At 72.0% G+C, this 24002-nt stretch carries 18 protein-coding genes, 3 tRNA genes and 1 pseudogene; 14 read left to right on the forward strand and 8 right to left on the reverse strand.

The window, feature by feature from the left end; translation table 11 throughout:
• The 5 genes and pseudogenes from BU197_RS12300 to BU197_RS12320 all read left to right on the forward strand — a co-directional run.
• A pseudogene (locus BU197_RS12300) lies at positions 1 to 262 on the forward strand (DNA polymerase III subunit gamma and tau); the annotation flags it as partial.
• Positions 263 to 323: 61 nt separating this feature from the next.
• The gene (gene purD, locus BU197_RS12305) at positions 324 to 1574 is read left to right on the forward strand and encodes a phosphoribosylamine--glycine ligase (protein WP_188268294.1); all 1251 of its coding nucleotides are present in this window, start codon (positions 324 to 326) and stop codon (positions 1572 to 1574) included.
• Positions 1575 to 1835: 261 nt separating this feature from the next.
• The gene (locus BU197_RS12310; RefSeq protein WP_188268295.1) at positions 1836 to 3866 is read left to right on the forward strand and encodes a hypothetical protein; all 2031 of its coding nucleotides are present in this window, start codon (positions 1836 to 1838) and stop codon (positions 3864 to 3866) included.
• A 269-nt stretch (positions 3867 to 4135) separates the two neighbouring features.
• A complete protein-coding gene (locus BU197_RS12315; protein ID WP_188268296.1) occupies positions 4136 to 5596 on the forward strand; it encodes a N,N-dimethylformamidase beta subunit family domain-containing protein in 1461 nt (486 codons plus the stop codon).
• A gap of 107 nt (positions 5597 to 5703) precedes the next feature.
• Positions 5704 to 6612, forward strand: coding sequence for a phosphoribosylaminoimidazolesuccinocarboxamide synthase (locus tag BU197_RS12320; protein ID WP_188268297.1), 909 nt, complete (start codon positions 5704 to 5706; stop codon positions 6610 to 6612).
• Between the two features lie 120 nt (positions 6613 to 6732).
• Here BU197_RS12320 and BU197_RS12325 read toward each other — a convergent pair.
• From BU197_RS12325 to BU197_RS12340, 4 genes are all read right to left on the reverse strand, one after another.
• Positions 6733 to 6808: transfer RNA gene (locus tag BU197_RS12325), tRNA-Gly, on the reverse strand.
• Positions 6809 to 7021: 213 nt separating this feature from the next.
• A tRNA-Gly gene (locus BU197_RS12330) sits at positions 7022 to 7097 on the reverse strand.
• 81 nt (positions 7098 to 7178) lie between these two features.
• Positions 7179 to 7250, reverse strand: a tRNA-Gly gene (locus BU197_RS12335).
• Between the two features lie 268 nt (positions 7251 to 7518).
• Positions 7519 to 7860 carry a histone-like nucleoid-structuring protein Lsr2 gene (locus BU197_RS12340; RefSeq protein ID WP_188268298.1) on the reverse strand — a complete coding sequence of 114 codons (342 nt, stop codon included), beginning with the start codon at positions 7858 to 7860 and terminating at the stop codon, positions 7519 to 7521.
• Between the two features lie 366 nt (positions 7861 to 8226).
• Between BU197_RS12340 and purS the strand changes: the two genes are divergently transcribed.
• From purS to BU197_RS12370, 6 genes are all read left to right on the forward strand, one after another.
• Positions 8227 to 8472, forward strand: a complete 246-nt coding sequence (purS, locus tag BU197_RS12345; RefSeq protein WP_015035032.1) for a phosphoribosylformylglycinamidine synthase subunit PurS — start codon at positions 8227 to 8229, stop codon at positions 8470 to 8472.
• The gene (gene purQ / locus BU197_RS12350; protein WP_188268299.1) at positions 8469 to 9149 is read left to right on the forward strand and encodes a phosphoribosylformylglycinamidine synthase subunit PurQ; all 681 of its coding nucleotides are present in this window, start codon (positions 8469 to 8471) and stop codon (positions 9147 to 9149) included. The genes purS and purQ overlap by 4 nt, the downstream gene beginning before the upstream one ends.
• Positions 9149 to 11434 carry a phosphoribosylformylglycinamidine synthase subunit PurL gene (gene purL, locus BU197_RS12355; protein WP_188268300.1) on the forward strand — a complete coding sequence of 762 codons (2286 nt, stop codon included), beginning with the start codon at positions 9149 to 9151 and terminating at the stop codon, positions 11432 to 11434. The genes purQ and purL overlap by 1 nt, the downstream gene beginning before the upstream one ends.
• Positions 11435 to 11769: 335 nt before the next feature.
• Positions 11770 to 12573: a maleylpyruvate isomerase family mycothiol-dependent enzyme gene (locus tag BU197_RS12360; RefSeq protein WP_188268301.1), complete on the forward strand. Its 804-nt coding sequence runs from the start codon at positions 11770 to 11772 to the stop codon at positions 12571 to 12573.
• Between the two features lie 43 nt (positions 12574 to 12616).
• Complete coding sequence (locus BU197_RS12365; protein WP_188268302.1) at positions 12617 to 13552, forward strand: META domain-containing protein; 936 nt, start codon at positions 12617 to 12619, stop codon at positions 13550 to 13552.
• A 211-nt stretch (positions 13553 to 13763) separates the two neighbouring features.
• Positions 13764 to 15395 (forward strand): FAD-dependent oxidoreductase, encoded by a 1632-nt coding sequence (locus tag BU197_RS12370; protein WP_188268303.1) that lies wholly within the window; start codon positions 13764 to 13766, stop codon positions 15393 to 15395.
• 155 nt (positions 15396 to 15550) lie between these two features.
• Here BU197_RS12370 and BU197_RS12375 read toward each other — a convergent pair whose 3' ends face one another.
• Together BU197_RS12375 and BU197_RS31470 are read right to left on the reverse strand one after the other, a co-directional pair.
• On the reverse strand, positions 15551 to 16957 hold the full coding sequence (locus BU197_RS12375) for a sulfatase-like hydrolase/transferase (RefSeq protein WP_188268304.1): 1407 nt from the start codon (positions 16955 to 16957) through the stop codon (positions 15551 to 15553).
• A 138-nt stretch (positions 16958 to 17095) separates the two neighbouring features.
• A complete protein-coding gene (locus BU197_RS31470; RefSeq protein WP_411158480.1) occupies positions 17096 to 17188 on the reverse strand; it encodes a putative leader peptide in 93 nt (30 codons plus the stop codon).
• 716 nt (positions 17189 to 17904) lie between these two features.
• Here BU197_RS31470 and purF point away from each other — a divergent pair.
• Positions 17905 to 19431 carry an amidophosphoribosyltransferase gene (gene purF, locus BU197_RS12380; protein ID WP_188268305.1) on the forward strand — a complete coding sequence of 509 codons (1527 nt, stop codon included), beginning with the start codon at positions 17905 to 17907 and terminating at the stop codon, positions 19429 to 19431.
• A 92-nt stretch (positions 19432 to 19523) separates the two neighbouring features.
• Positions 19524 to 20591 (forward strand): phosphoribosylformylglycinamidine cyclo-ligase, encoded by a 1068-nt coding sequence (gene purM / locus BU197_RS12385; RefSeq protein ID WP_188268306.1) that lies wholly within the window; start codon positions 19524 to 19526, stop codon positions 20589 to 20591.
• Positions 20592 to 20889: 298 nt separating this feature from the next.
• Here the strand turns inward: purM and BU197_RS12390 are convergent, their stop codons facing one another.
• The gene (locus BU197_RS12390; RefSeq protein ID WP_188268307.1) at positions 20890 to 21147 is read right to left on the reverse strand and encodes a DUF3073 domain-containing protein; all 258 of its coding nucleotides are present in this window, start codon (positions 21145 to 21147) and stop codon (positions 20890 to 20892) included.
• Between the two features lie 393 nt (positions 21148 to 21540).
• Positions 21541 to 22632 carry a Leu/Phe/Val dehydrogenase gene (locus tag BU197_RS12395; RefSeq protein ID WP_188268308.1) on the reverse strand — a complete coding sequence of 364 codons (1092 nt, stop codon included), beginning with the start codon at positions 22630 to 22632 and terminating at the stop codon, positions 21541 to 21543.
• A 152-nt stretch (positions 22633 to 22784) separates the two neighbouring features.
• Between BU197_RS12395 and BU197_RS12400 the strand changes: the two genes are divergently transcribed.
• The gene (locus tag BU197_RS12400; RefSeq protein ID WP_188268309.1) at positions 22785 to 23651 is read left to right on the forward strand and encodes a hypothetical protein; all 867 of its coding nucleotides are present in this window, start codon (positions 22785 to 22787) and stop codon (positions 23649 to 23651) included.
• Positions 23652 to 24002 lie beyond the last annotated feature (351 nt).

The raw sequence follows: 24002 nt of genomic DNA on the forward strand, positions 1-24002 counted from the left end.
GACGGGCGGCTTCCCGGGAGCCGGCACGGGCGCGGGAGCCGGTACGGCAGGGGGCCCCGGGCCCGGTCCCGGCACCCCGCCCGAGCCCACGCGAAGCCCCGCCCCGCCCGCGTACGCCCCGCCCGCGCCGCACTCCGTCGCGCCCGAGGACGACGTCCCGGAGGCGGACGACCCGGACCTCGTCGACTCGGCGCTCTCCGGGCACGACCTGATCGTGCGGGAGCTGGGCGCCACGGTTGTGGAGGAATATCCGAACCAGTAGGACCGTCTCGCTCGGTGGCCCGCACAAGGGGCATCCCGCCCCGCGGGCTACCCTGGCTTGCGTGAAGGTCCTCGTCATCGGCGGCGGCGCCCGCGAACACGCCCTGTGCCGCTCTCTCTCCCTCGATCCCGACGTCACCGCTCTGCACTGCGCGCCCGGCAACGCCGGAATCGCGGAGGTCGCCGAGCCGCACCCCGTCGACCAGCTGGACGGCGACGCCGTCACGCGCCTCGCCACCGAACTGGAGGCGGATCTGGTCGTCGTCGGCCCGGAGGCGCCGCTCGTGGCCGGGGTCGCCGACGCGCTCCGCGCCGCCGGCATCCCCGTCTTCGGCCCGTCGCGGGAAGCGGCGCGGCTGGAAGGCTCCAAGGCGTTCGCCAAGGACGTCATGGCCGGCGCCGGGGTCCCCACCGCCCGCAGCTACGTCTGCACCACCCCCGAGGAGATCGACGAGGCGCTCGACGCCTTCGGCGCCCCGTACGTGGTCAAGGACGACGGTCTCGCGGCGGGCAAGGGCGTCGTCGTCACCGACGACCTCGCGCACGCCCGCGCGCACGCCCTCGCCTGCGACCGCGTGGTCATCGAGGAGTACCTCGACGGCCCCGAGGTCTCCCTCTTCGCCATCACCGACGGCACCACCGTCCTCCCGCTCCAGCCCGCGCAGGACTTCAAGCGCGCGCTCGACGGCGACGAGGGCCCCAACACCGGCGGCATGGGCGCCTACTCGCCGCTGCCCTGGGCCGAGCCGAAGCTGGTCGAGGAGGTCCTGGAGACCGTCCTCCAGCCCACCGTCGACGAGCTGCGCCGCCGCGGCACCCCGTTCTCCGGTCTGCTGTACGCCGGTCTGGCGATCACCAGCCGGGGCATCCGGGTCATCGAGTTCAACGCGCGCTTCGGCGACCCCGAGACCCAGGTCGTCCTGGCCCGCCTCACGACCCCGCTCGCGGGCGTCCTGCTGAACGCGGCCAACGGCACCCTGGACGACCAGGCGCCGCTGAACTGGAGCGACGACGCCGCCGTCACCGTGGTCGTCGCCTCCCACAACTACCCGGACACCCCGCGCACCGGCGACCCCATCGAGGGCCTGGCCGAGGTCGCGGAGAAGGACGCCCCGCTCGCGTACGTCCTCCACGCCGGGACCAGGCGGGACGGCGACGCGATCGTCAGCGCGGGCGGCCGTGTCCTCTCGGTCACCGCCGTCGGCGCCGACCTCACGCAGGCCCGCGAGCGCGCCTACGCGGCGGTCGGCCGCATCCGCCTTGACGGCTCCCAGCACCGCACCGACATCGCGCGGAAGGCCGCCGAAGCCTGATCCCCCTAGGGGAAGCACCCCCGGCCGTGCGGTGACGAGCAATGCACCGCACGGCCGCTTCTGCGCCATCACCTTTGCCCAAAGCCATTCCATCGAGTGACGGCAGAGCCATCCGGATGACGTCCGCCACCGCCCCAACTAGGGTGCGGCGAAGGTGTTCCGGCACTTGGCCCACCGGCATTGCGATGTCAGTGACTGGTGCCACAGTGGGGGAGTGAGCAACACCGCCACAGGCAGTCCCGACGTGGGCAGGAGGGGGTGATGTACGGCGTGTCCGGTACCGGTTCCGTAATCGGCGAGGAGTGGGGCGCGCGCGCCGCGCACTCCCGCGCACTCGCGGTGCTCAGGGTCCGCGGCAGGGCCCTGGGCCTCGCGGTCCTCCCCACCGCCGTGGCCGTCGTGCTCTACGCGGGCGGGGTCGCGGGCCACTTCACCGGCCCCGGCTGGGACACCGCCCGCTGGGTGGTCACCCTCCTCGCCGTCCTCGTCCTGGCCGTCGCCGCGGCCGTCGCCCTCGTCGTCGTACGGGCCCGCCCGGCGGCCACGCCCACGGTGGAGCTCTCCGAGACCGCCGCCCCCGATCTCTACCGGCTCGTCAGGGACCTCGCCGACCGGCTCGACGTCCCCGCGCCCGCCTCCATAGCCCTGACCCCCGACTGCGACAGCTGGCTGGAGGACCGCACCCACCGCGCGCTGCGCTCCTCCGCGGGCGGGACCGGCGGGGCCTCCGGCGCGCCCGTCCTCGTCATAGGCTCGCCCTTCCTGTGGTGGATGCGCGTCGCCGAGCTACGGGCCGTCCTCGCCCCCGTCGTCGCCGGTACGGGCCCCGCCGCGCATCCCGACATAGCCGCCGCCCGCCGCTTCGTGCGCGGGCTCGACGCCGCCGTCGCGGTCCCCGCCGAACCGGGCCTCGGGCCGGTCCGGCGGCTCGGCGCGCACGGGATCGGGCAGGTCGCCCGGGTCCTGCTGCGCGCCTGCCGGGGGCACGCCACCGAGATGGAGCGCGGAGTCGCCGCCGCGGGCTCGGAGCGCGCCCAGGCCGTCGACTACGGGGTGCGGATCGTCGCCCAGGAGCAGGTCGGGCTCGCGTACGCGGGCTGGGACCGGCTCCTGACCCGGGTCGCGCTGCCCGCCTGGCGCATGGGCCGCTGGCCCGCCCGGCTCGACGCGGGCGTGGTCTCGGCCCTGACCGAGCTGTCCCGCAGGGACCGGCTCGCGGACGGTTTCTCCGCCCGGCTCGGCGAGCGCCCCGCCTGCGACCTCCTGGAGGAGCCGGGCGCGGTCGACGAGGCCGCCTCCCTGCTCGCCGCCCGCCTCTTCCACGGCGGTCCCGCCCGGTCCTGTCCCGACTGGGCGCCCGTGGAGTGGAGCCAGTATCCGGAGGAGGTCGTCGACCGCAAGTGGCGCACGGACGCGGCCAGACTCCACCGGGTCCTCGACGACCTCGGCGTGACCACCGCCCCGCCGACCTCCGACGACGGCCCGACCCTGAGCAGGGTGATCGCCCATCTGACGAGGACGGGACCCGACGGGACCTCCGGCTCTCTCACACCCGAGGCGCCCCACGAGCCTGCCCTGCCTCATGAGCCCGTCCACCCTCATGAGCCCGTTCTGCCTGACGAGCCCCATGAGTCCCGTGAGTCGCACGAGTCCGGTGAGTCGCACGAGTCCGGTGCCCTCCTCGCCTCCGACGAGCTCGACGAGCCCGTGAACCCCGCCGCCGAAGCCCTCGCCGCCGCGCTGAGCGCGCTTCTGGCGCGGGAGGAGGCCGCCAGGGAGGCGCGGATGGCCGCCGACGCCTCCCAGACCCAGGCCCAGCCCCGGAACCAGGCCCGGAACCAATCCGAGACCCGTACCCAGGCCCGTACCCAAGCCGAGTCCCAAGCCGAGGCCCACCCCTCGCCCCCCAGCCTCACCCCCGTCCCCGCGCCCGGCCTCGCCGTCCCCGTGCCCGGTCTCGGGGGCGACGACCGGGGGCCGGGGGCGGGCTCCGGTGCCGTCAGCGGGCCCGACGGGCCCCTCCCGCTGTTCCCGCTCCAGCCGCCCCGCAGTGGCCGTGAGCTGCTCGCCGACCATGTCACCGCGATGGTCTGCTGCGCGGCCGTGGACACGGCGCAGGCCGCTCCCGGGCTCGACTGGCTCGACGGGCCGACCCTGCTCGTCGGCGGCAGGCGGGCGGCCGATCTCGGGCCCCGGGTCCTCGCGCTCGTCGAGGACGGCGATCCCGAGCCGCTGCGCCTCTGGCTGGTTCGCACCGGTGTGCGGCCGGAGAAGCCCGTACGGCTGGACTGAGACCGCCCGGAAGGGAAGCCTGGCAGGTCGTCGCGGTGGCACCCGTGCGTCAGGGACCCGGAACCGTCCGGAGTCCCCGGTTCCACTCTCGTCAATTCGCGACGAACGGTGACGGAGTGCGCGCGTTATGTGATGTGCTGGAGACCGCCACTGACAGAGGCACGCACCAGACACCTGCGCCAGTGGCACTGACCAGCCACGGGCCGATCGACCGACCGGGGGAGCCGAAACCGACCGGAACGACCGGGGGAGTCGAGGGAGGGCGCAGCATGGGGGCGGACCAGATCAGGCGGTGGGAGTCGGGGGCACTCGCACACGCCGTCAGTGATCCTTTCGGGCAGGGCCCGCTGCCCTGGCTGCGCGGCTCGGAGAACTACTTCGACGACACCGGGCAGATGGTTCCCTGGTACGCGGACGAGATCCTGGCCAGGGGCGGCTGCGGGGGCCCGCGCACGGCGGACGACGTGCGCCGTCAGATCAAGGGCTTCGCGTCCGTGGGGGCGGTGGCCCCGGGCGAGTCGATCGACTTCCACATCACGGTGGACCCGCCGCAGGAGTTCTCGGCGGACGTCTACCGGATCGGCCACTACAGCGGCCACGGCGCCGCGAAGATCTGTACGAGCCCCCGGCTGGCGGGGATCGTGCAGCCGCCGCCGCTCACCGCCGACCGTACGGTCTCGTGTCACCACTGGTGGCAGTCCTGGCGGCTCCAGGTCCCGTCCTACTGGGCGATCGGCGCGTACGTGGCCGTGCTCACGACCGCCGACGGGCACCGTTCGCACATCCCCTTCACCGTGCGCGACGACCACCCGGCCGATCTGCTCCTCGTGCTGCCGGACGTGACCTGGCAGGCGTACAACCTCTATCCGGAGGACGGGCACACGGGGGCCAGTCTGTACCACGCGTGGGACGAGGACGGCCGGCTGCTCGGCGAGGAGGAGGCGGCCGTCACGGTCTCCTTCGACCGCCCGTACGCGGGCGCGGGGCTGCCGCTGCACGTGGGGCACGCGTACGACTTCATCCGCTGGGCCGAGCGGTACGGCTACGACCTGGCGTACGCGGAGACCCGGGATCTGCACGCGGGGCGGGTCGACCCCACGCGGTACCGGGGGCTGGTCTTCCCGGGGCACGACGAGTACTGGTCGGGGCCGATGCGCAGGACCGTGGAGTCCGCCCGCGACCAGGGGACCTCGCTGGTCTTCCTCTCCGCCAACACCATGTACTGGCACGTCGAGCTGGGTCCTTCGCCGTCCGGGGTGCCGGACCGGCTGCTGACCTGCCGGAAGCGGCGCGGTCCCGGCCGTCCCACGCTCTGGCGCGAGGTGGACCGGCCGGAGCAGCAGCTGCTGGGCATCCAGTACGCGGGGCGGGTGCCGGAGCCGTCCCCGCTGGTGGTCAGGAACGCCGAGCACTGGCTCTGGGAGGCGACCGGGGCGGGGGACGGCGACGAGCTGCCGGGACTGGTCGCGGGCGAGGCGGACCGCTACTTCCCGAGGACGCCGCTGCCCGAGCACCAGGGCCGCATCCTGCTCGCGCACTCGCCGTACCAGGACGGGGAGGGGGTGCTGCGGCACCAGGAGACCTCGCTCTACCGGGCGCCCTCGGGGGCCTGGGTCTTCGCGTCCGGCACGTTCGCCTGGTCTCCGGCGCTCGACCGGCCGGGCCATGTCGACTCGCGGGTCCAGCGCGCCACGGCGAACCTTCTCGACCGGATCTGCAAGAGGGAATGAGCGGTTCCGCCGGGTGAACAGGAGGTCGGGACCGGGGCCGCTCGCCGTCGGACTCTTCCCGTGCGAGAGAATTACAGCGCTCCTGGATCAACCTACGCGGAGGAACCGTGTCCGGATTCGTAGAAAAGCCCGAGCCTGTTCAGGTCCCGGGCCTGACCCATCTCCACACGGGCAAGGTGCGCGACCTGTACCGGAACGAGGCCGGTGACCTCGTGATGGTGGCGAGCGACCGTCTGTCCGCGTTCGACTGGGTCCTGCCCACGGAGATCCCCGACAAGGGCCGGGTCCTCACCCAGCTCTCCCTGTGGTGGTTCGACCTGCTGGCCGATCTGGTCCCGCACCACGTCCTCTCGACCGAGCTTCCGGCCGGGGCGCCCGCCGACTGGGCGGGCCGGACCCTGGTCTGCAAGTCGCTCGACATGGTCCCGGTCGAGTGCGTGGCCCGCGGCTATCTGACCGGCTCCGGGCTCGTGGAGTACAAGGAGTCCCGTACGGTCTGCGGTCTCGCGCTGCCCGAGGGGCTCGGCGACGGCTCCGAGCTGCCCGCCCCGATCTTCACCCCGGCGACGAAGGCGGCGGTCGGCGACCACGACGAGAACGTCTCCTACGAGGAGGTCGCCCGTCAGGTCGGCGCCGAGACCGCCGCGCTGCTGCGCCGGACGACGCTCGCGGTGTACGGCAGGGCCCGGGACATCGCCCGTGAGCGCGGGATCATCCTCGCCGACACCAAGTTCGAGTTCGGCTTCGACGGGGAGAACCTGGTCCTCGCGGACGAGGTCCTCACGCCGGACTCCTCGCGCTTCTGGCCTGCGGACCAGTGGCAGCCGGGCCGCGCCCAGCCTTCGTACGACAAGCAGTTCGTACGTGACTGGCTGACGTCTCCGGCGTCCGGCTGGGACCGCAAGAGCGAGCAGCCGCCGCCGGCTCTGCCTCAGGAGATCGTGGACGCGACCCGCGCCAAGTACCTGGAGGCGTACGAGCTGCTGACCGGCAAGTCCTGGTCCGACAGCTTCTAGCCATCGCCGTTCCCCTCTCCTCATCCCTCCTCGGGCCTCCGGGCCGGGGGAGAGATGGGAGGAGTGGGAGGGGTGAGGGAACGAGAAAGCCCCCGGTCGATTCGACCGGGGGCTTCTTCATGGAGCGGACGACGAGATTCGAACTCGCGACCCTCACCTTGGCAAGGTGATGCTCTACCAACTGAGCCACGTCCGCATGCGCCGTAGCGCGGGGCTAACTATACCCAACATTTCGACGGGGTGAGACACCGAGGAAGTGAGGGCCCTCGCGCGGGGGAAGGTCTTCCCCCGCGCGAGGCGACTTCCCGTTGTGACGGCTCTCACGTCGTGGGGTGGCGGGGGCTTCGCGTTCAGGGACGCGAGGGGAGAAACGCCGAAGGCCCGGTTCCTGAGAACCGGGCCTTCGATCTGGAGCGGACGACGAGATTCGAACTCGCGACCCTCACCTTGGCAAGGTGATGCTCTACCAACTGAGCCACGTCCGCATTGCCTCCGCCCGGCTTTCACCGTGCGGTGCGAGCACCACTCTACCTGATGCACTGGAGTGCTTCGGACTTGCGATGCAGAGCGGGTGACAGGAATTGCACACTGCGCCTTCCCCCTGGAAGGGGGATGTTCTGCTACTGAACTACACCCGCACGCTGCTTGAGGCGGGGCCTTCCGGCCTTGCCCCTCGGCGTGATCCAAACTCTAGCCGATCATGGGGGGTGGAATGCAAATCGGGTTCGGGGCGAGGTGCGGGGCGGACTCCGGGACGGGCTCCGGACGAGCCCCGGATCGGGCCGTGGACGGGTTCGTGGGCCGCGGGTCGGGCCAGGGCCCGGGGGCGCTTCGTCGCGGGCCCGTCGGACGCGGCGGGGCCCGGCGGGGTGTCGTACCCCCGCCGGGCCCCGTGCTCGCCTCGCCTCAGCTCGCCGCGTGGAACGCCTCGTAGATCCGCTTCGGGATCCGGCCACGGGCGGGCACGTCCATCTTGTTGGACTGCGCCCAGGCGCGGACGGCCGCCGGATCGGGCGCCAGGGAGGTGCGGGTGTACGTCTCCGTCGAGGAGCCCCGGCCTGCCGTCACACGGGCGGGCAGCTTGCGCCCGGCCTCCAGGTACGGGGCGAGCGCCGTACGGAGTTTCTCTGCATTGGCAGCATTCAGGTCGATCTCGTACATCTTCCCGTCGAGGCCGAACGCGACCGTTTCAGCCGCTTCTCCGCCGTCCATGTCATCGGAGAGAGTGACCACCACACGCTGAGCCACGGATATCGGTCCTTTCCTGCGGCCGACGCCGTTGAGAGGGGCGCTTGTGGCGCCTCTGACGTGCGGCGATGACGGCCTTGCGGCCGTGCCGGGACAATGCTGCTTTCTTCTGGATTCCTTTGTACAGCGGCAGGCGTCGCAGGGGGAAGCCCTGGCAATTGTTTCCGCGTGTCCCGGCGCAATGAGGAAGCGGTATTTCACTGGAATATCGCGGGTCGCGCCCGTGTGCGGACAGGGGTGTGGCTTCGTCGGCGCAGACCGCCTGTGACCTGGCTTTTGGAGGATCCTTCAGATCTCTACCCGCGTAGAATTTGGAGGCAGGTACGCTGAGGGAACCGCCCACGCAACACACCACCGGGAGTGCCAGTGGCACGCGTCGTAGTCGACGTCATGCTCAAGCCGGAGATTCTCGACCCCCAGGGGCAGGCGGTGCAGCGCGCACTGCCCCGCCTGGGATTCGCCGGAATCGCCGACGTCCGCCAGGGGAAGCGCTTCGAGTTGGAGGTGGAGGGACCGGTCGATGACGCCGCCCTCGCCCGCATCCATGAGATGGCCGAAACCTTCCTCGCCAACACCGTGATCGAAGACTTCGTCGTGAAGGTGGAGTCGTGACCGCACGCATCGGCGTCGTCACGTTCCCCGGAACGCTCGACGACCAGGACGCGCTGCGCGCAGCGCGTCTCGCGGGCGCCGAGCCCGTCTCGCTGTGGCACCGCGACAAGGACCTCAAGCAGGTCGACGCGGTGGTCCTGGCCGGCGGTTTCTCCTACGGCGACTATCTGCGGGCCGGAGCCATCTCCCGCTTCTCGCCGGTGATGGAGACGATCATCGAGCAGGCGAAGGCGGGCATGCCCGTCCTCGGCATCTGCAACGGCTTCCAGGTCCTCACCGAGGCCCACCTGCTGCCGGGCGCGATGCTCCGCAACAACCACCTCCACTTCATCTGCCGCGATCAGAAGCTGCGGGTGGAGAACGCGGGCACCGCCTGGACCTCGGACTACACCGAGGGCCAGGAGATCGAGGTCCCGCTCAAGAACATGGACGGCCGGTACGTCGCCGACGAGCGCACGCTCGACGAGCTGGAGGCCGAGGGGCGGGTGGCCTTCCGCTACCTGGACGTGAACCCCAACGGCTCGCTGCGCGACATCGCGGGCGTCACCAACGCCGCGGGCAACGTGGTCGGCCTCATGCCGCACCCCGAGCACGCCGTCGAGCCGCTGATCGGCACCGGCAAGACGGACGGTCTCGGTTTCTTCACCTCGATCCTCAAGAAGCTGGTCAACGCCTGATGCTGTCTTCTTCCGGGGGCCGACCCCCGTACCCCCGAGCTTTCGACACCGTCAAGCACGCGAGCGCGACGCCGGACAGCGAGCAGCCCTGGAAGGAGCTCGGCCTCAAGGAGGACGAGTACGCGCGCATCCGCGAGATCCTCGGCCGCCGTCCCACCGGCGCCGAGCTGGCCATGTACTCCGTCATGTGGTCCGAGCACTGCTCGTACAAGAGCAGCAAGGTCCACCTGAAGCAGTTCGGCGAGAAGACCCCCGTCAACGACGCCATGCTCGTCGGCATCGGCGAGAACGCGGGCGTCGTCGACGTCGGCCAGGGGTACGCGGTCACCTTCAAGGTCGAGTCGCACAACCACCCCTCGTACATCGAGCCCTACCAGGGCGCGGCGACGGGCATCGGCGGCATCGTCCGCGACATCCTCGCCATGGGTGCCCGCCCGGTCGCGGTCGTCGACCCGCTGCGCTTCGGCGCCGCCGACCACCCCGACACCAAGCGCGTGCTGCCCGGTGTCGTCGCCGGCATCGGCGGCTACGGCAACTGCCTCGGCCTGCCGAACATCGGCGGCGAGGTCGTCTTCGACTCCTGCTACCAGGGCAACCCGCTGGTCAACGCCGGTTGCATCGGCGTCATGAAGCACGAGGACATCCACCTCGCCAAGGCCTCGGGCCCCGGCAACAAGGTCATCCTCTACGGCGCCCGCACCGGCGGCGACGGCATCGGCGGCGTCTCGGTCCTCGCGTCCGAGACCTTCGACGACACGAAGCCGGCCAAGCGCCCCGCCGTCCAGGTCGGCGACCCCTTCCAGGAGAAGCTCCTCATCGAGTGCACCCTGGAGATCTTCCAGGAGAAGCTCGTCGCGGGCATCCAGGACCTCGGCGGCGCCGGGCTCTCCTGCGCCACCTCCGAGCTGGCCTCCGCCGGTTCCGGCGGCATGCGGGTCGACCTGGAGAAGGTGCACCTGCGCGACGCGACCCTCTCGCCCGAGGAAATCCTCATGAGCGAGTCGCAGGAGCGCATGTGCGCGATCGTCGAGCCCCAGCACGTCGACCGCTTCCTGGAGATCTGCGAGAAGTGGGACGTCATCGCCGTCGTCATCGGTGAGGTGACCGAGGGCGAGCGGCTGGAGATCTTCTGGCACGGCGAGCAGATCGTCGACGTGCCGCCGCGTTCCGTCGCCCACGAGGGCCCGACCTACCACCGGCCGTTCGCGCGCCCGGAGTGGCAGGACGCGCTCCAGGCGGACGACGCGGGCAAGCTGCCCCGGCCGCAGGACGGCGCCGAGCTGAAGGACCAGGTCCTGAAGCTGGTCTCGTCGCCGAACCAGGCGTCGAAGTCCTGGATCACGGACCAGTACGACCGGTTCGTGCAGGGCAACACGGTCCTGGCGCAGCCCGAGGACGCGGGCATGGTCCGTATCGACGAGGAGACCAACCTCGGCGTGGCCATGGCGACCGACGGCAACGGCCGGTTCGCGAAGCTCGACCCGTACACGGGTGCGCAGCTCGCGCTCGCGGAGGCGTACCGCAATGTCGCCGCCTCCGGTGCCAAGCCGCTCGCCATCTCCGACTGCCTGAACTTCGGCTCGCCCGAGGACCCGGCCGTCATGTGGCAGTTCGCCGAGGCCACCCGCGGTCTCGCGGACGGCTGCCTCCAGCTGGGCACCCCGGTGACCGGCGGAAACGTCTCGCTCTACAACCAGACCGGTGACGTGGCGATCCACCCGACGCCCGTCGTGGCCGTCCTCGGTGTGATCGACGACGTCAACCGCCGTACGCCGATCGCCTTCGCGGAAGAGGGCCAGCTCCTCTACCTGCTCGGCGACACGCGTGAGGAGTTCGGCGGCTCGGCCTGGTCCGAGGTGATCCACCAGCACCTGGGCGGTCTGCCGCCGGCCGTGGACCTCGACCGGGAGAAGCTGCTCGGCGACATCCTGATCTCCGCCTCCCGCGACGGCATGATCGACGCGGCGCACGACCTGTCCGACGGCGGTCTCGTGCAGGCGGTCGTCGAGTCCTGCCTGCGCGGCGGGAACGGCGCGCGGCTGGTCGTCCCCGAGGGCCTGGACGCGTTCACCTTCCTCTTCTCGGAGTCGGCGGGCCGCGCGGTCGTCGCCGTTCCGCGCAGCGAGGAGCTTCGCTTCACCGACATGTGCGGTGCGCGCGGTCTCCCGGCGACCCGGATCGGTGTCGTCGACGGTGACGCGGTCGACGTGCAGGGCGAGTTCGCGCTCTCCCTGACCGAGCTGCGCACGGCGCACGAGGCGACGATCCCGGGCCTGCTGGCCTGACCCGGCATCACCCTTAGGGGCCTTCCCCGCCCTTAGGGGGAGTCCCCGCCCTTACGGGAAGCCCCCGTCCGGCCTTCGGGCCAGGACGGGGGCTTTTCCGTACGGTCGTACGGTCCCACCGCCCCGATTCCGCATACGGCTGACGCCCGCACCCGGGCCGTACGGGACACCGGGGCGGGGCGGCCCTAGCCGGAGGTCCGGCGGCGGGAAGGCAGGCAGCGCGGAGGCCCGGCGGAGCGGAGGCTCACCCGTGAGGCGGAGGCCCGGCGGAGCGGAAGCCTGCCCGTGAGGAGGTCCGGCGGCGCGGGCCGCCCCCGGCGGCTAACCTCGCCTCCATGCCACCGGCCAAGAAGCGCACCCGCCGTTACGACTCCGCCAGGACCAGGGCCGCCGTGCTCGCCCAGTTCGGGCACGTACGGGAAGCCGTCGACGCCCTCACGCCCGAGCAGCTCGACGGGCCGACCCGGCTCGGGGAGTGGACCGTACGGGATCTCGCGGCGCACCTCGCGTGGACGGTGGACTCGGTGCCGCGGCTCCTCGCCGAGCCCGAGCCGGTCGCGGGGGGCGCGGGGAAGGACCGGACGGCCCTGCTCGACTGGCCGTTCGCGACCGTCGGGGCGGCCGCGCGGATCGACGAGCAGACCCGGGGCATCGACACCGTCGACCTGCCGGGGCTCTACGCGCGCGTGGCGGAGGAGTACGAGCGGGCGACGGCGGACGCGCCCGACGAACGGCTGCTCGCGGTGCGGTTCGGGCCGATGACCCTGGCCGATTTCCTCGTCACCCGGACGGTGGAACTGGTCGTCCACACCGACGACCTGAACGCGGCGACCGGCGGCGCCGTCCCCTTCGACCGCCAGGCTCTGGCCGCCTGCACCCGGCTCCTCGCCGACGCGCTCGCGGCGAAGGCGCCCGGCGGGGCGGTCGAGGTCCGGGTCCCGCCGTTCGCGGTGGTCCAGTGCGTCGAGGGCCCCCGGCACACCCGGGGCACCCCGCCGAACGTGGTGGAGACGGACCCGCTGACCTGGATCAGGCTGGCGACCGGGCGGACCCGGTGGGCGACCGAACGGGACGCGGCCCGGATCAGCGCGAGCGGCGAGCGCGCGGACCTGGCGGAGCTGCTGCCCCTGATGGGCTGAGCCGGATCCGGAACCGTTTCCCGACGGGGCCCGTCCCACCGCCATGCAGACGCAGAGGCAGGTGCGGAGCCGGAATCGGACACGTAACGAGACCCAAGGGCTGAGCAGCGGGCGGAAGCGGAGGTGGCCGGGCGGCGCCCTCGTCGGCGCCGGACTCGTCCTCCTCCTCGCCGGGTGCGGTACGGCGGGGGCCGGGGGGCCCGGCCCGGGGGCGGTTCCACCCGATCTGCCCGTCGCCGGTACGTACTGGACGATCGGCGCGGTGACGGTGGACGGACAGCGGTCCGCCGCCCCGGACGGGGCCCGGCTGGCCTTCGGCACGGACGGGCAGGTCCACGGAGACAACGGCTGCAACTCCTTCGGGGCGACCGTCGCCGTCCGGGGCGATCTGCTCACCGTCTCCCCGGGCGGGAGCACGGCGAAGGCCTGCCCGGAGGACCGGGGGCGCTTTGAGAGCGCCTGGACGAAGGCCTTCACCGGCCCTCTCAGGGGGACCCTCAAGGGACAGGCCCTGACCCTGACCGCCCCCGACGGCCGGAACTCCCTCGAACTGAAGGCCGAGCCCTCCGCCCCGCTGCGCGGCACCCCGTGGCGGATCGACGGGCTCGTCTCCGGGGAGACGGCGTCCGCGCTGCCGACGGACAGCGGGACGAAGGCCCGTCTGGTGATCGGCGCGGACGGCCGGATCACCGGGAACCTGGGCTGCAACAACTTCTCCGCGACCGCCCGGGTCGAGGGCGGGACGCTGACGGTCGAGGGCCCGGCGGCGACCACCCGGATGATGTGTTCGAGCCCCCAGATGCGTCTTGAGACACAGCTGTACGCCCTCCTCGACGGCCCCCTCGCCTACCGCCTGGACCACAGGACCCTGACCCTGACGACCCCCGAGGGGAAGGGGTTCACGGCGACGGCGACGGCGACGGCGACGGCGGGGGAGCCGGGGGATGAGGGGGGCGCGGGGGCGCGGCAGGACCCTTAGGGGCCTTAGGGCTCCTAGGGACCCTAGGGCTCCTAGGGCCCCTACGGGTTCCCACCCCGCGCCCTCCGCCAGGAGTCTTCCGCCTCCCCCTCCCGGGTCCTCCGGCCCCCACCGAAGTGGACCTTCGCGGCGTCCCCGAGCCCCTTCCCCTTCATACCCTCGGGGGTATGGAGGGCTTCGGAGGAAGCGGCCCCGTCGTGAGGAGAGACCCGTGAAGACCGTCATCGTCGGTGGTGTCGCCGGAGGCATGTCCACCGCCACCCGCTTGCGCCGCCTGGACGAGCAGGCCGAGATCGTGGTCCTGGAGCGCGGTCCGCACGTCTCGTACGCGAACTGCGGACTGCCGTACCACCTGGGCGGGGTCATCGCGGACCGTGAGGCGCTGCTGCTCCAGACGCCCGAGTCGCTGGCCGCCCGGTTCGGGCTCGACGTACGCACCGGGCACGAGGTGCTCTCCGTGGACACCGCCGCCCGGACCGTCCTGGTCCTGGACCTCGCGGACTCCCGTACCTACACCGAGCCGTACGACCACCTGGTGCTCAGCCCCGGTGCCCGCCCCGTGGTGCCGCCGGTGCCGGGCGCCGAGCGGGCGCTGACCCTGCGGGACGTCACCGACACCGACCGGATCAAGGCGGTGGTCGACGGCGGCGCCCGGTCCGCCGTGGTCGTCGGGGGCGGCTTCATCGGGATCGAGGTCGCGGAGAACCTGCGGCGGCGCGGGCTCGCCGTGACCCTGGTGGAGGCGGCCGGTCAGCTCCTCGGCCCGCTGGACCCGGAGATGGCCGCCCCGGTGACGGCCGAGCTGCGGGCGCACGGCGTGGACGTGCGGCTCGGCGCCCGGACGGTGAAGGTGCTGCCCGACGCCGTGGAACTGGAGGACGGCGGTCTGGTCCCGGGCGATCTCGTCCTCTTCGCCATCGGCGTACGGCCGGACACGGCACTGGCCGAGAACGCCGGGCTCGCGATCGGGCCGCGCGGCGGGATCGCCGTCGACGAGCGGCAGCGGACCAGCGACCCCTTCGTGTACGCGGTCGGCGACGCGGCGGAGAAGACGGACCACCTCACCGGCGAGCCCACCCTCGTCCCCCTGGCCAACCTCGCCAACCGGCACGGCAGGCTCGCCGCCGACGCGATCGCCGGGCGCCCGGTGCGTTCGGCTCCGGCGATCGGCACGGCGGTGGTCGGGGTCTTCGGTCTCACCGCCGCCGCGACCGGCTGGAACGAGAAGCGGCTGATCGCCGCCGGGCGCCCGCACCAGGTGGTGCACACCCATCCGGTCTCGCACGCGGGCTACTACCCGGGCGCCGAGCGGATGGCGCTCAAGCTGCTCCTCGACCCGTCCGACGGCACCATCCTGGGGGCGCAGGCGGTCGGCGGCGCGGGCGTCGACAAGCGGATCGACGTGCTCGCCACCGCGATCCGGGGCGGCCTCACGGCGGCCGACCTCGCCGATCTCGAACTGGCCTACGCCCCGGCGTACGGCTCGGCGAAGGACCCGGTGAACCTGCTCGGGCACGTCGCCGACAACCTCGCCACGGGCACGACCCGGACGGTGCAGTGGCACGAGCTGGACGCGGCCCTGGCCGCCGGTGCGGTCCTCGTCGACGTCCGCACCCCGGCCGAGCACGCCGCCGGAGCCATCCCCGGCGCCCTGAACATCCCCCTGGACCTGCTCCGCGACCGGCTCGACGAGCTTCCGTCCGGGCGTCCGCTCGTCGTGCACTGCCAGGTCGGCCAGCGCGGCCACACCGCCGCCCGCCTCCTCGCCCAGCACGGCCACCAGGCCGCCAACCTGGACGGCGGCTACCTGACCTGGCAGGCGGGCACGGCCGGAAGCGCGTGACCCGGTGGCGGAGGCGCCACGCGTGACCCGGGCGGCGGAGGCGCCCCCTGGGCGGGGCCGCGCCACCGCCGTCCGTCAGTGCGACAGCCAGTCGGTACGGCCGTCAGTCAGTACGACAGCCTGTCAGTACGGCCGTACGTCGGTACGACAGCCCGTCAGTACGGCAGCAGCTCCGCGTCCGTCCGTTCCCAGGAGGTCCGCAGTTCGGCGAGGAGCCGGGGTTCGAGGGGGGCGTGGTCGGCCTGCTCGCGGGCGTCGTTTCCGAGGTCGAAGAGCTGGTCGCGCCCGTTCTTGCCCCGGTAGTACTTCCAGTCGCCCCGGCGCAGCGCCCGCTCGCCGCGCACCCGCCAGAACAGGTCCCGCTCGGGGACCGCCTCGCCGCGCAGCAGATACCCGGCGAGGCTGGTGCCGTCGAGCGGGTACGCGGGGTGGGGGCGGGCGCCCGCGAGGTCGAGGAGGGTGGCGGTCCAGTCGGGTGTGAAGACCGGCAGGTCGCTGACCTGCCCGCCGTCGACCCGCGCGGGCCAGCGCAGGATGGACGGCACCCGTATGCCGCCCTCCTGGAGGGACGCCTTGTTGCCGCTCAGCGGCCAGTTGTAGGAGAAGCGCTCGCCGCCGTTGTCGCTGGCGAAGAAGACGAGGGTGTCGCGCTCCTGCCCCGAGCGGCGCAGCGCGTCGAGGACCTTGCCGACCGAGCGGTCGAGGTCCTCGACCATCTGCTTGTACTTGGCGACGGAGCCGCCGTCCTGGTGCCAGAGCGCGGAGCGGTCGCCCGCCTTGATGCGGCGCACGATCTCGGCGCTCAGCTCCTCGTCGCCGTCGGCGATCCAGGGCCAGTGCGGGGTGGTGAAGTTGAGGTTGAGCAGCCAGGGGCGGTCGTGCTCGCGGTCCTCGATGTACTCGCTCGCCCGCTCGGTGAGGATCCGGGTGTAGTAGCGCAGGTCCTTGTAGGGGGCGTCGCCCTCGTAGAGGTCGTACTCGCCGCCGAGTCCCAGCTTGGAGTAGTACTCCAGGGCGCCGCCGAAGTTGCCGAAGAACTCGTCCCAGCCGGAGCGGGTGGGGGAGTAGTCCGGGAGGTAGCCGCAGTGCCACTTGCCGATGAGGGCGGTGGCGTAGCCGGCGGCGCGCAGCTGGGTGGCGAGCGTGGGGTGGGTGGGTTCGAGCCCGACGGACCGGTCGGCGATCGGTTCGGCGAGCCCGCCCCTGGTCCGCCCGGGGTAGCGGCCGGTGTAGAGGCTGAAGCGGGTCGGGGAGCAGGTCGCGGAGCCGGAGTACGCGTCGGTGAAGCGGACGCCCTGCCGGGCGAGCCGGTCGAGGTGCGGGGTCTTGATGTGGGGCGAGCCGTAGGAGGAGAGGTCGGCCCAGCCGAGGTCGTCGCCGAGGATGAAGAGGATGTTGGGGCGCCGGGAGTGACGGCGCGGGTGCGCGGCGCGGAAGGGGCGCTCGTCGGCGGGGCGCGGGGTGGCCGCCGCTGCCTCGGCGGGGGCGGTGCCGAGGGCGGCGACAGCGGCGGCACCGGCGGCGGCACCGCCGAGGGCGCGGCGGGACAGGGGCGTGGACATGCGGGGTCTCCTGAGGGAGCTGCGTCTGAGCAGGGGGCTCCGGCGCCCGGCGACGGCGAGTTCACGGCGCGGGGACGCGGAGGGACACGCCCCGGAAGGATCGGGGCGGTGAAGGAGCGCGCGAGGAGGAGAAGGGGGTCAGACGCAGCGACAGGCAGCGCTGGTGACACGGACGAGGTCCACGTGTCGGCGCTGGACGAGGGTGACCGAACGGTCACGCGAGGGCTGCATGCACGGGAGCTTGCTCGAACTCACGTGCACCTGTCAACGCCCGTCCCGTTCCCCGGACGGCAGGGGGGAGACCCGTAGGGGTGAGGCGGAGACGCGTACGGGGTGGGGCGGAGGGGACCCGTACGGGATGGGGCGGGGGACCCGCACGGGGTGCGCCTGGAGCCCGTACGGGAAGCCCGAGGGGAAGCCCGTACAGAAGCCCGGGGAAGCCCGTACGGGAGAGCCGGAAGCGCCCCCACCCCGGCACCCCGCATCACCCTGACCGCCACCCGGAGGCCCCGGCACCCCGGAGCCCCGTCACCCCGGCACCCCGGAGGCCCCGGCACCCCGGAGCCCCGTCACCCCGGCACCCCGGAGGCCCCGGCACCCCGGAGCCCCGTCGCCCCAGAAGCCCCGGCACCCCGTCACCCCCGTACCCCCAAGATCCCCCGCACCCGGGAGGAACCTCCCAGGGCCCCGGCCGAAAACGATCGCTCCTGGCGCCCCGGAGTCCCCTCCCCGCGCTCCCCGGGCGTGCACTCCGTCACATCGCCGGGGGTCCCGCACCCGGCTGCGGGTGCCCTCCCGGACCGGCGCGGGTGCCGGGATCCCTTCCCCCGCCTGCCTCGTAGGCCTCTCCAAGCCGAAAACGATCTATTGGTGCGATCGCACGAGCGCGGCCGGTCCCGCAATTCCTCAATTCGGACCAGTGGTCGAGCCCGTCTACACTCGGGAACGTGCCACGTGGTGACGGTCGACTCAATCACGACCTGCTCCCCGGTGAGAAAGGCCCCCAGGACGCTTGCGGCGTCTTCGGTGTCTGGGCTCCGGGTGAAGAGGTCGCAAAGCTCACGTACTTCGGGCTCTACGCCCTCCAGCATCGGGGCCAGGAATCCGCGGGTATCGCGGTCAGCAATGGCTCCCAGATCCTCGTCTTCAAGGACATGGGCCTCGTGTCCCAGGTCTTCGACGAGACCTCTCTCGGTTCCCTCCAAGGTCATATCGCGGTCGGTCACGCCCGCTACTCGACCACCGGGGCGTCCGTGTGGGAGAACGCGCAGCCGACGTTCAGGGCAACCGCCCACGGCTCCATCGCGCTCGGCCACAACGGCAACCTGGTGAACACGGCTCGGCTCGCCGAAATGGTCGCCGACCTGCCCAAGAAGGAAGGTCGCGCGACCCAGGTCGCCGCCACCAACGACACCGACCTGGTGACCGCGCTCCTCGCGGGCCAGGTGGACGAGGACGGCACGCCGCTCACCATCGAGCAGGCTGCCGCGAAGGTTCTCCCCGAGGTCCGGGGCGCCTTCTCCCTCGTCTTCATGGACGAGCACACGCTCTACGCGGCGCGCGACCCGCAGGGCATCCGCCCGCTGGTCCTCGGCCGTCTGGAGCGTGGCTGGGTGGTCGCGTCCGAGTCCGCCGCGCTCGACATCTGCGGTGCCAGCTTCGTCCGCGAGGTCGAGCCGGGCGAGATGATCGCGATCGACGAGAACGGCATCCGCACCTCCCGATTCGCGGAAGCGAAGCCCAAGGGCTGTGTCTTCGAGTACGTGTACCTGGCCCGTCCGGACACGGACATCGCCGGCCGGAACGTGTACCTCTCCCGGGTGGAGATGGGCCGCCGCCTCGCGAAGGAGGCGCCCGCCGAGGCCGATCTGGTCATAGCGACGCCGGAGTCCGGAACTCCCGCCGCCATCGGCTACGCCGAGGCCTCGGGCATCCCCTTCGGCGCCGGTCTGGTGAAGAACGCCTACGTCGGGCGCACCTTCATCCAGCCCTCGCAGACCATCCGCCAGCTCGGCATCCGGCTGAAGCTGAACCCCCTCAAGGACGTCATCCGGGGCAAGCGCCTGGTCGTCGTCGACGACTCGATCGTCCGCGGCAACACCCAGCGCGCCCTGGTCAAGATGCTCCGCGAGGCCGGCGCGGCCGAGATCCACATCCGGATCTCCTCGCCGCCGGTGAAGTGGCCCTGCTTCTTCGGCATCGACTTCGCCACCCGCGCGGAGCTGATCGCCAACGGCATGTCGATCGACGAGATCGGCAAGTCGCTGGGCGCGGACTCGCTCTCGTACATCTCCATCGACGGGATGATCGAGGCGACCACGATCCAGAAGCCGAACCTCTGCCGTGCCTGCTTCGACGGCGAGTACCCGATGGAGCTGCCGGACCCCGAGCTGCTCGGCAAGCAGCTCCTGGAGACCGAGCTGGCCGCGGGCCCCGCCGCCACGGCGGCGGCGGACGCCCTGCGACGCCCGTAAGACCCCGCCGCCCGCGCCGCCTCCCCGGCGGCGCGGGCGGTACGAGCAGCACGAGCTGTACGAGCTGTACGACGACACGAAAGTTCTCACCCATGTCTGAGACCACCGGTGCCAGCTACGCCTCCGCGGGCGTCGACATCGAGGCGGGCGACCGCGCCGTCGAGCTCATGAAGGAGTGGGTGAAGAAGACGAAGCGCCCCGAGGTCCTCGGTGGCCTCGGCGGTTTCGCCGGCCTCTTCGACGCCTCGGCCCTCAAGCGCTACGAGCGCCCCCTGCTCGCCTCCGCCACCGACGGCGTCGGCACGAAGGTCGACATCGCCCGTCAGATGGGCGTGTACGACACCATCGGCCACGACCTGGTCGCGATGGTCATGGACGACATCGTCGTCTGCGGCGCCGAGCCGCTCTTCATGACCGACTACATCTGCGTGGGCAAGGTCCACCCGGAGCGGGTCGCCGCCATCGTCAAGGGCATCGCCGAGGGCTGTGTCCTGGCCGGCTGCGCCCTGGTCGGCGGCGAGACGGCGGAGCACCCGGGCCTCCTCGGTCCGGACGACTTCGACGTGGCCGGCGCGGGCACGGGTGTCGTGGAGTACGACCGGCTGCTCGGCCCCGATCGCATCCGTACGGGGGACGCGGTCATCGCCATGGCCGCCTCGGGTCTTCACTCCAACGGGTACTCGCTCGTCCGGCACGTGCTCTTCGACCGCGCGGGCATGAGCCTCGACCAGCGGGTCGAGGAGCTGGGCCGGACGCTCGGCGAGGAGCTGCTGGAGCCCACCAAGATCTACTCCCTGGACTGCCTGGCCCTCACCCGGACCACGGACGTCCACGCCTTCAGCCACATCACGGGCGGCGGTCTCGCGGCCAACCTGGCCCGGGTCATCCCGGACGGGCTGCACGCCACGGTCGACCGCTCGACCTGGACGCCGGACGCGATCTTCGACCTGGTCGGCAAGGCCGGTCAGGTGGAGCGCCTGGAGCTGGAGAAGACCCTGAACATGGGCGTCGGCATGATGGCCGTCGTCCCCGCCGACTTCGTCGACGCGGCCCTGACCACGCTGGCGGACCGGGGCGTCGAGTCCTGGGTCGCGGGCGAGATCACCGAGCGCGGCGCGCACACCACGGGCGCGGAGCTGGTCGGCGACTACGCGAAGTAGGACAGACCGGGGCAGTACACACGGGGCGCTCCTGAGGGGCGCCCCGTACGTGTCGGCCCCGTACGTGTCGGGGGCGCCCCTGACACGAGCCCTGACATCAACCCTGTCGCGACCCCGGACATGACCGCTGTGACGACCCCCGTTACGGCCCCCGGCGCGTCCCCTGACCGGAGCCGCCGGAGCCGCCGGGACCGAAGCCCCGAGACCGAGGGCCCCGTGACCGAGGCCCCCGGGAGTACGCGGACAGCACGGAAACCCGGCCGGGTGATCCCGGACCGGGTTTCGGTGGTTCAGAAGGTCAAGCGCGACGCGGGGACGCACCACTCGGACCGGACTGATCGTCCTCGTCCTCGTCGTCCGTGTTGTAGAGATCCGCGTACTGGGCGTACGGGTCGTCTTCCTCGTCGTCGTCCTCGAACGGCTCGCCATTCGGCGGCTGGCTCGAAGTCGAAGCGCCCAGCTCATTGGCCAGACGCGTCAGGTCCGTCCCGCCGCTGCTGTACTTCAGCTGGCGGGCGACCTTGGTCTGCTTGGCCTTTGCCCGGCCGCGCCCCATGGCTCGACCCCCTCGGTGACGGGGCTCGTCGGCCCCAGAGTCTTGACACGCGTTCATGATTCGGAACGGACTCTCGACAGAGAGGCCGGTCCGTAGGGCTTCAACGGTACCTGTTTCCGCGGGTCTACGGTACGCCGCGCGCATCACATACCCCGGTACAGAACCTTCGAGGCGCCCTTTCCTCGCTGGTCAATCGCGATTTTAACCTCTTCTGAGGGTCCGACCCGCCGAATGGCGTGAGCGAAGTCTCGCCAGGGACGCCCCTGGACCTCTCCGCGCCACCCGGGCGATGCGGAGAGGTCCAGAGGATGCCGGTGGGGTCCCTGAGGCGCGCTGGAGCGGCCCCGGGGCGGTTCCCGGCCGGATCAGGCCTTCCCCCGGGCCGGATCCGGATCAGGCCTTCCGTGCCGAGGCCATCCGCTGCTCGGCGATCCGGTCGGCGGCGGCGGCCGGCGGAATCCCGTCGGACTTCGCACGTGCGAAGATTTCGAGGGTGGTGTCGAAGATCTTCGTCGCCTTCGCCTTGCAGCGGTCGAAGTCGAAGCCGTGCAGCTCGTCGGCGACCTGGATCACGCCACCGGCGTTGATCACGTAGTCGGGCGCGTAGAGGATGCCCCGGTCCGCGAGGTCCTTCTCCACACCCGGGTGGGCGAGCTGGTTGTTGGCCGCGCCGCAGACGATCCCGGCGGTGAGGACCGGCACGGTCTCGTCGTTCAGGGCGCCGCCGAGCGCGCAGGGCGCGTAGATGTCCAGGCCCTCGACGCGGATCAGCGCGTCCGTGTCGGCGACCACGGTCACCTGCGGGTACTTGTCGGTGATCCGGCGCACCGACTCCTCGCGCACATCGGTGATCACGACCTCGGCGCCGTCCTCCAGAAGGTGCTCGACGAGGTAGTGGCCGACCTTGCCGACACCCGCCACGCCGACCTTGCGACCGCGCAGGGTCGGGTCGCCCCAGAGGGTCTGCGCGGAGGCGCGCATGCCCTGGAAGACGCCGAAGGCGGTGAGGACGGAGGAGTCGCCCGCGCCGCCGTTCTCGGGGGAGCGGCCGGTGGTCCACTTGTTCTCGCGGGCGACGACGTCCATGTCGGCGACGTAGGTGCCGACGTCGCAGGCGGTGACGTACCGACCGCCGAGGGAGGCGACGAACCGGCCGTAGGCGAGGAGCAGCTCCTCCGTCTTGATCTTCTCCGGGTCGCCGATGATGACGGCCTTGCCGCCGCCGTGGTCGAGACCGGCCATGGCGTTCTTGTACGACATGCCGCGCGCCAGGTTGAGCGCGTCGGCGATGGCGTCGGCCTCGGTGGCGTACGGGTAGAAGCGGGTGCCGCCGAGGGCGGGGCCCAGGGCGGTGTTGTGGAGGGCGATGACGGCCTTGAGGCCGGTGGCGCGGTCCTGACAGAGCACGACTTGCTCGTGGCCGCCCTGCTCCGAGTGGAACAGGGTGCGGAGTACGTCAGCAGGAACGCCGGTCACATCGGTCACGGTGGTGACTCCCAAGTACGAAGCGGCGGGTGGTCCTCCCTGAGGGTGGGGGAGGACCGGTTCGGCAAGAGAGTAAGTCCTACCTGGGCGTAGATCAGCGGCAGTGCCCAGGATCACCCCCTCGGAGGGGGCCTCCGTGGAAGGATCACGGCATGTCGGTCGTCTCCTCGGTCCTCATTCCCTACGCCTCCTATCTGCGGGTCTACGAGCCGCTGGCGGCGTTCCCCGAGCCGGAACGGACCCATTGGGCCCGCTACGCGCGGGAGTCGCGCGCCCCCGGCGCCCAGGAGGAGCTGCGGAGGTCGCTCGCCGATCTGCTGCCGACGCCTCCGGTCCCGGTGCCGGTGCACGAGAGCGCCGAGGCCTTCGTCGCGGTCCTCGACGGGGTGGTGGTGGTCTGTCCGTGGCGGACCCGGCTGCGGGGCTGGCTGGCGCTGCGGGAGGTGGCGGACCAGTTTCCGGCCCCGGTCCTGGACGCGATGCTCCCGCCGGTCGTACGGGCCCAGGTGACGGCGGATCACGAGCGCTGGCTCGAACGGAACCCGGACGCGCGCCCCTGGATCCGCACGGCGGTCTGGCAGGTGCCGCTGCGCTGGTTCGCGCTCTTCGGGGACGAGGACCGGGAGTACGAGCCGGGGGCGCCCAAGGGCGCGGAGGGGGAGCCGGCGGGCCGGGCGCCGGTGCTGCGGTACCGGACGACGATGGCGCAGGCCCGCCGGAGGCTGGCGCGGGCCCTGCGGGCGCTGCGGGAGGCCTACGACGAGGGACCCCTGACGGAGGGTCTGATCGAAGTGGGGCGCTGGCTGGAGGAGTTCCATCCCCGGGCGCTCGTGGAGCTGGACTACGGGGGGCTCGTGCACGCGGTCCCGGAGGAGTGGCTGGCCGGTGACCGCTCGGCGGCCCAACTGGCGGAGGGGATCGCGGCGCTGCGGGCGGGGGACGGCGAGGCGGCGAGCGAGGCGTACGGGCGGCTCGCCGAGCGCTGGCGGCTCGTCAGGGAGCTGCGATTCGCGAATTGACATCAGTCGGACAGATTCGTCAGGTCGGTATCGACAAGACATGTCCGACCGGTGTAAATGATCTTCATGACCAGGGAGTTGCGGGTGGCCGATTTCGGTCCGCCGGTGGCGACCGGGTCTTTTGGCACTCCCAGGTGGGGACGTTGGTCCTGATCCGGGCCTTTGGCCCAAGCGTGACGGAAAGCACTTAACGCACTCTTGCGCCCATCACCTACCCTCGTGCCAAAATAGGACAAGGAGTCCGGGGAGGGTTCCTTCCGTCCAACTTTGGGCGGAACGCTCAGCATTGCACTCTATGGGGGGTCTGAGGACTCCTGATCGCTCTGTGACTGATCGTCACAGACGCGTGAC

The organism is Streptomyces sp. CBMA291, assembly GCF_014596525.1.
Lineage (GTDB): Bacteria > Actinomycetota > Actinomycetes > Streptomycetales > Streptomycetaceae > Streptomyces.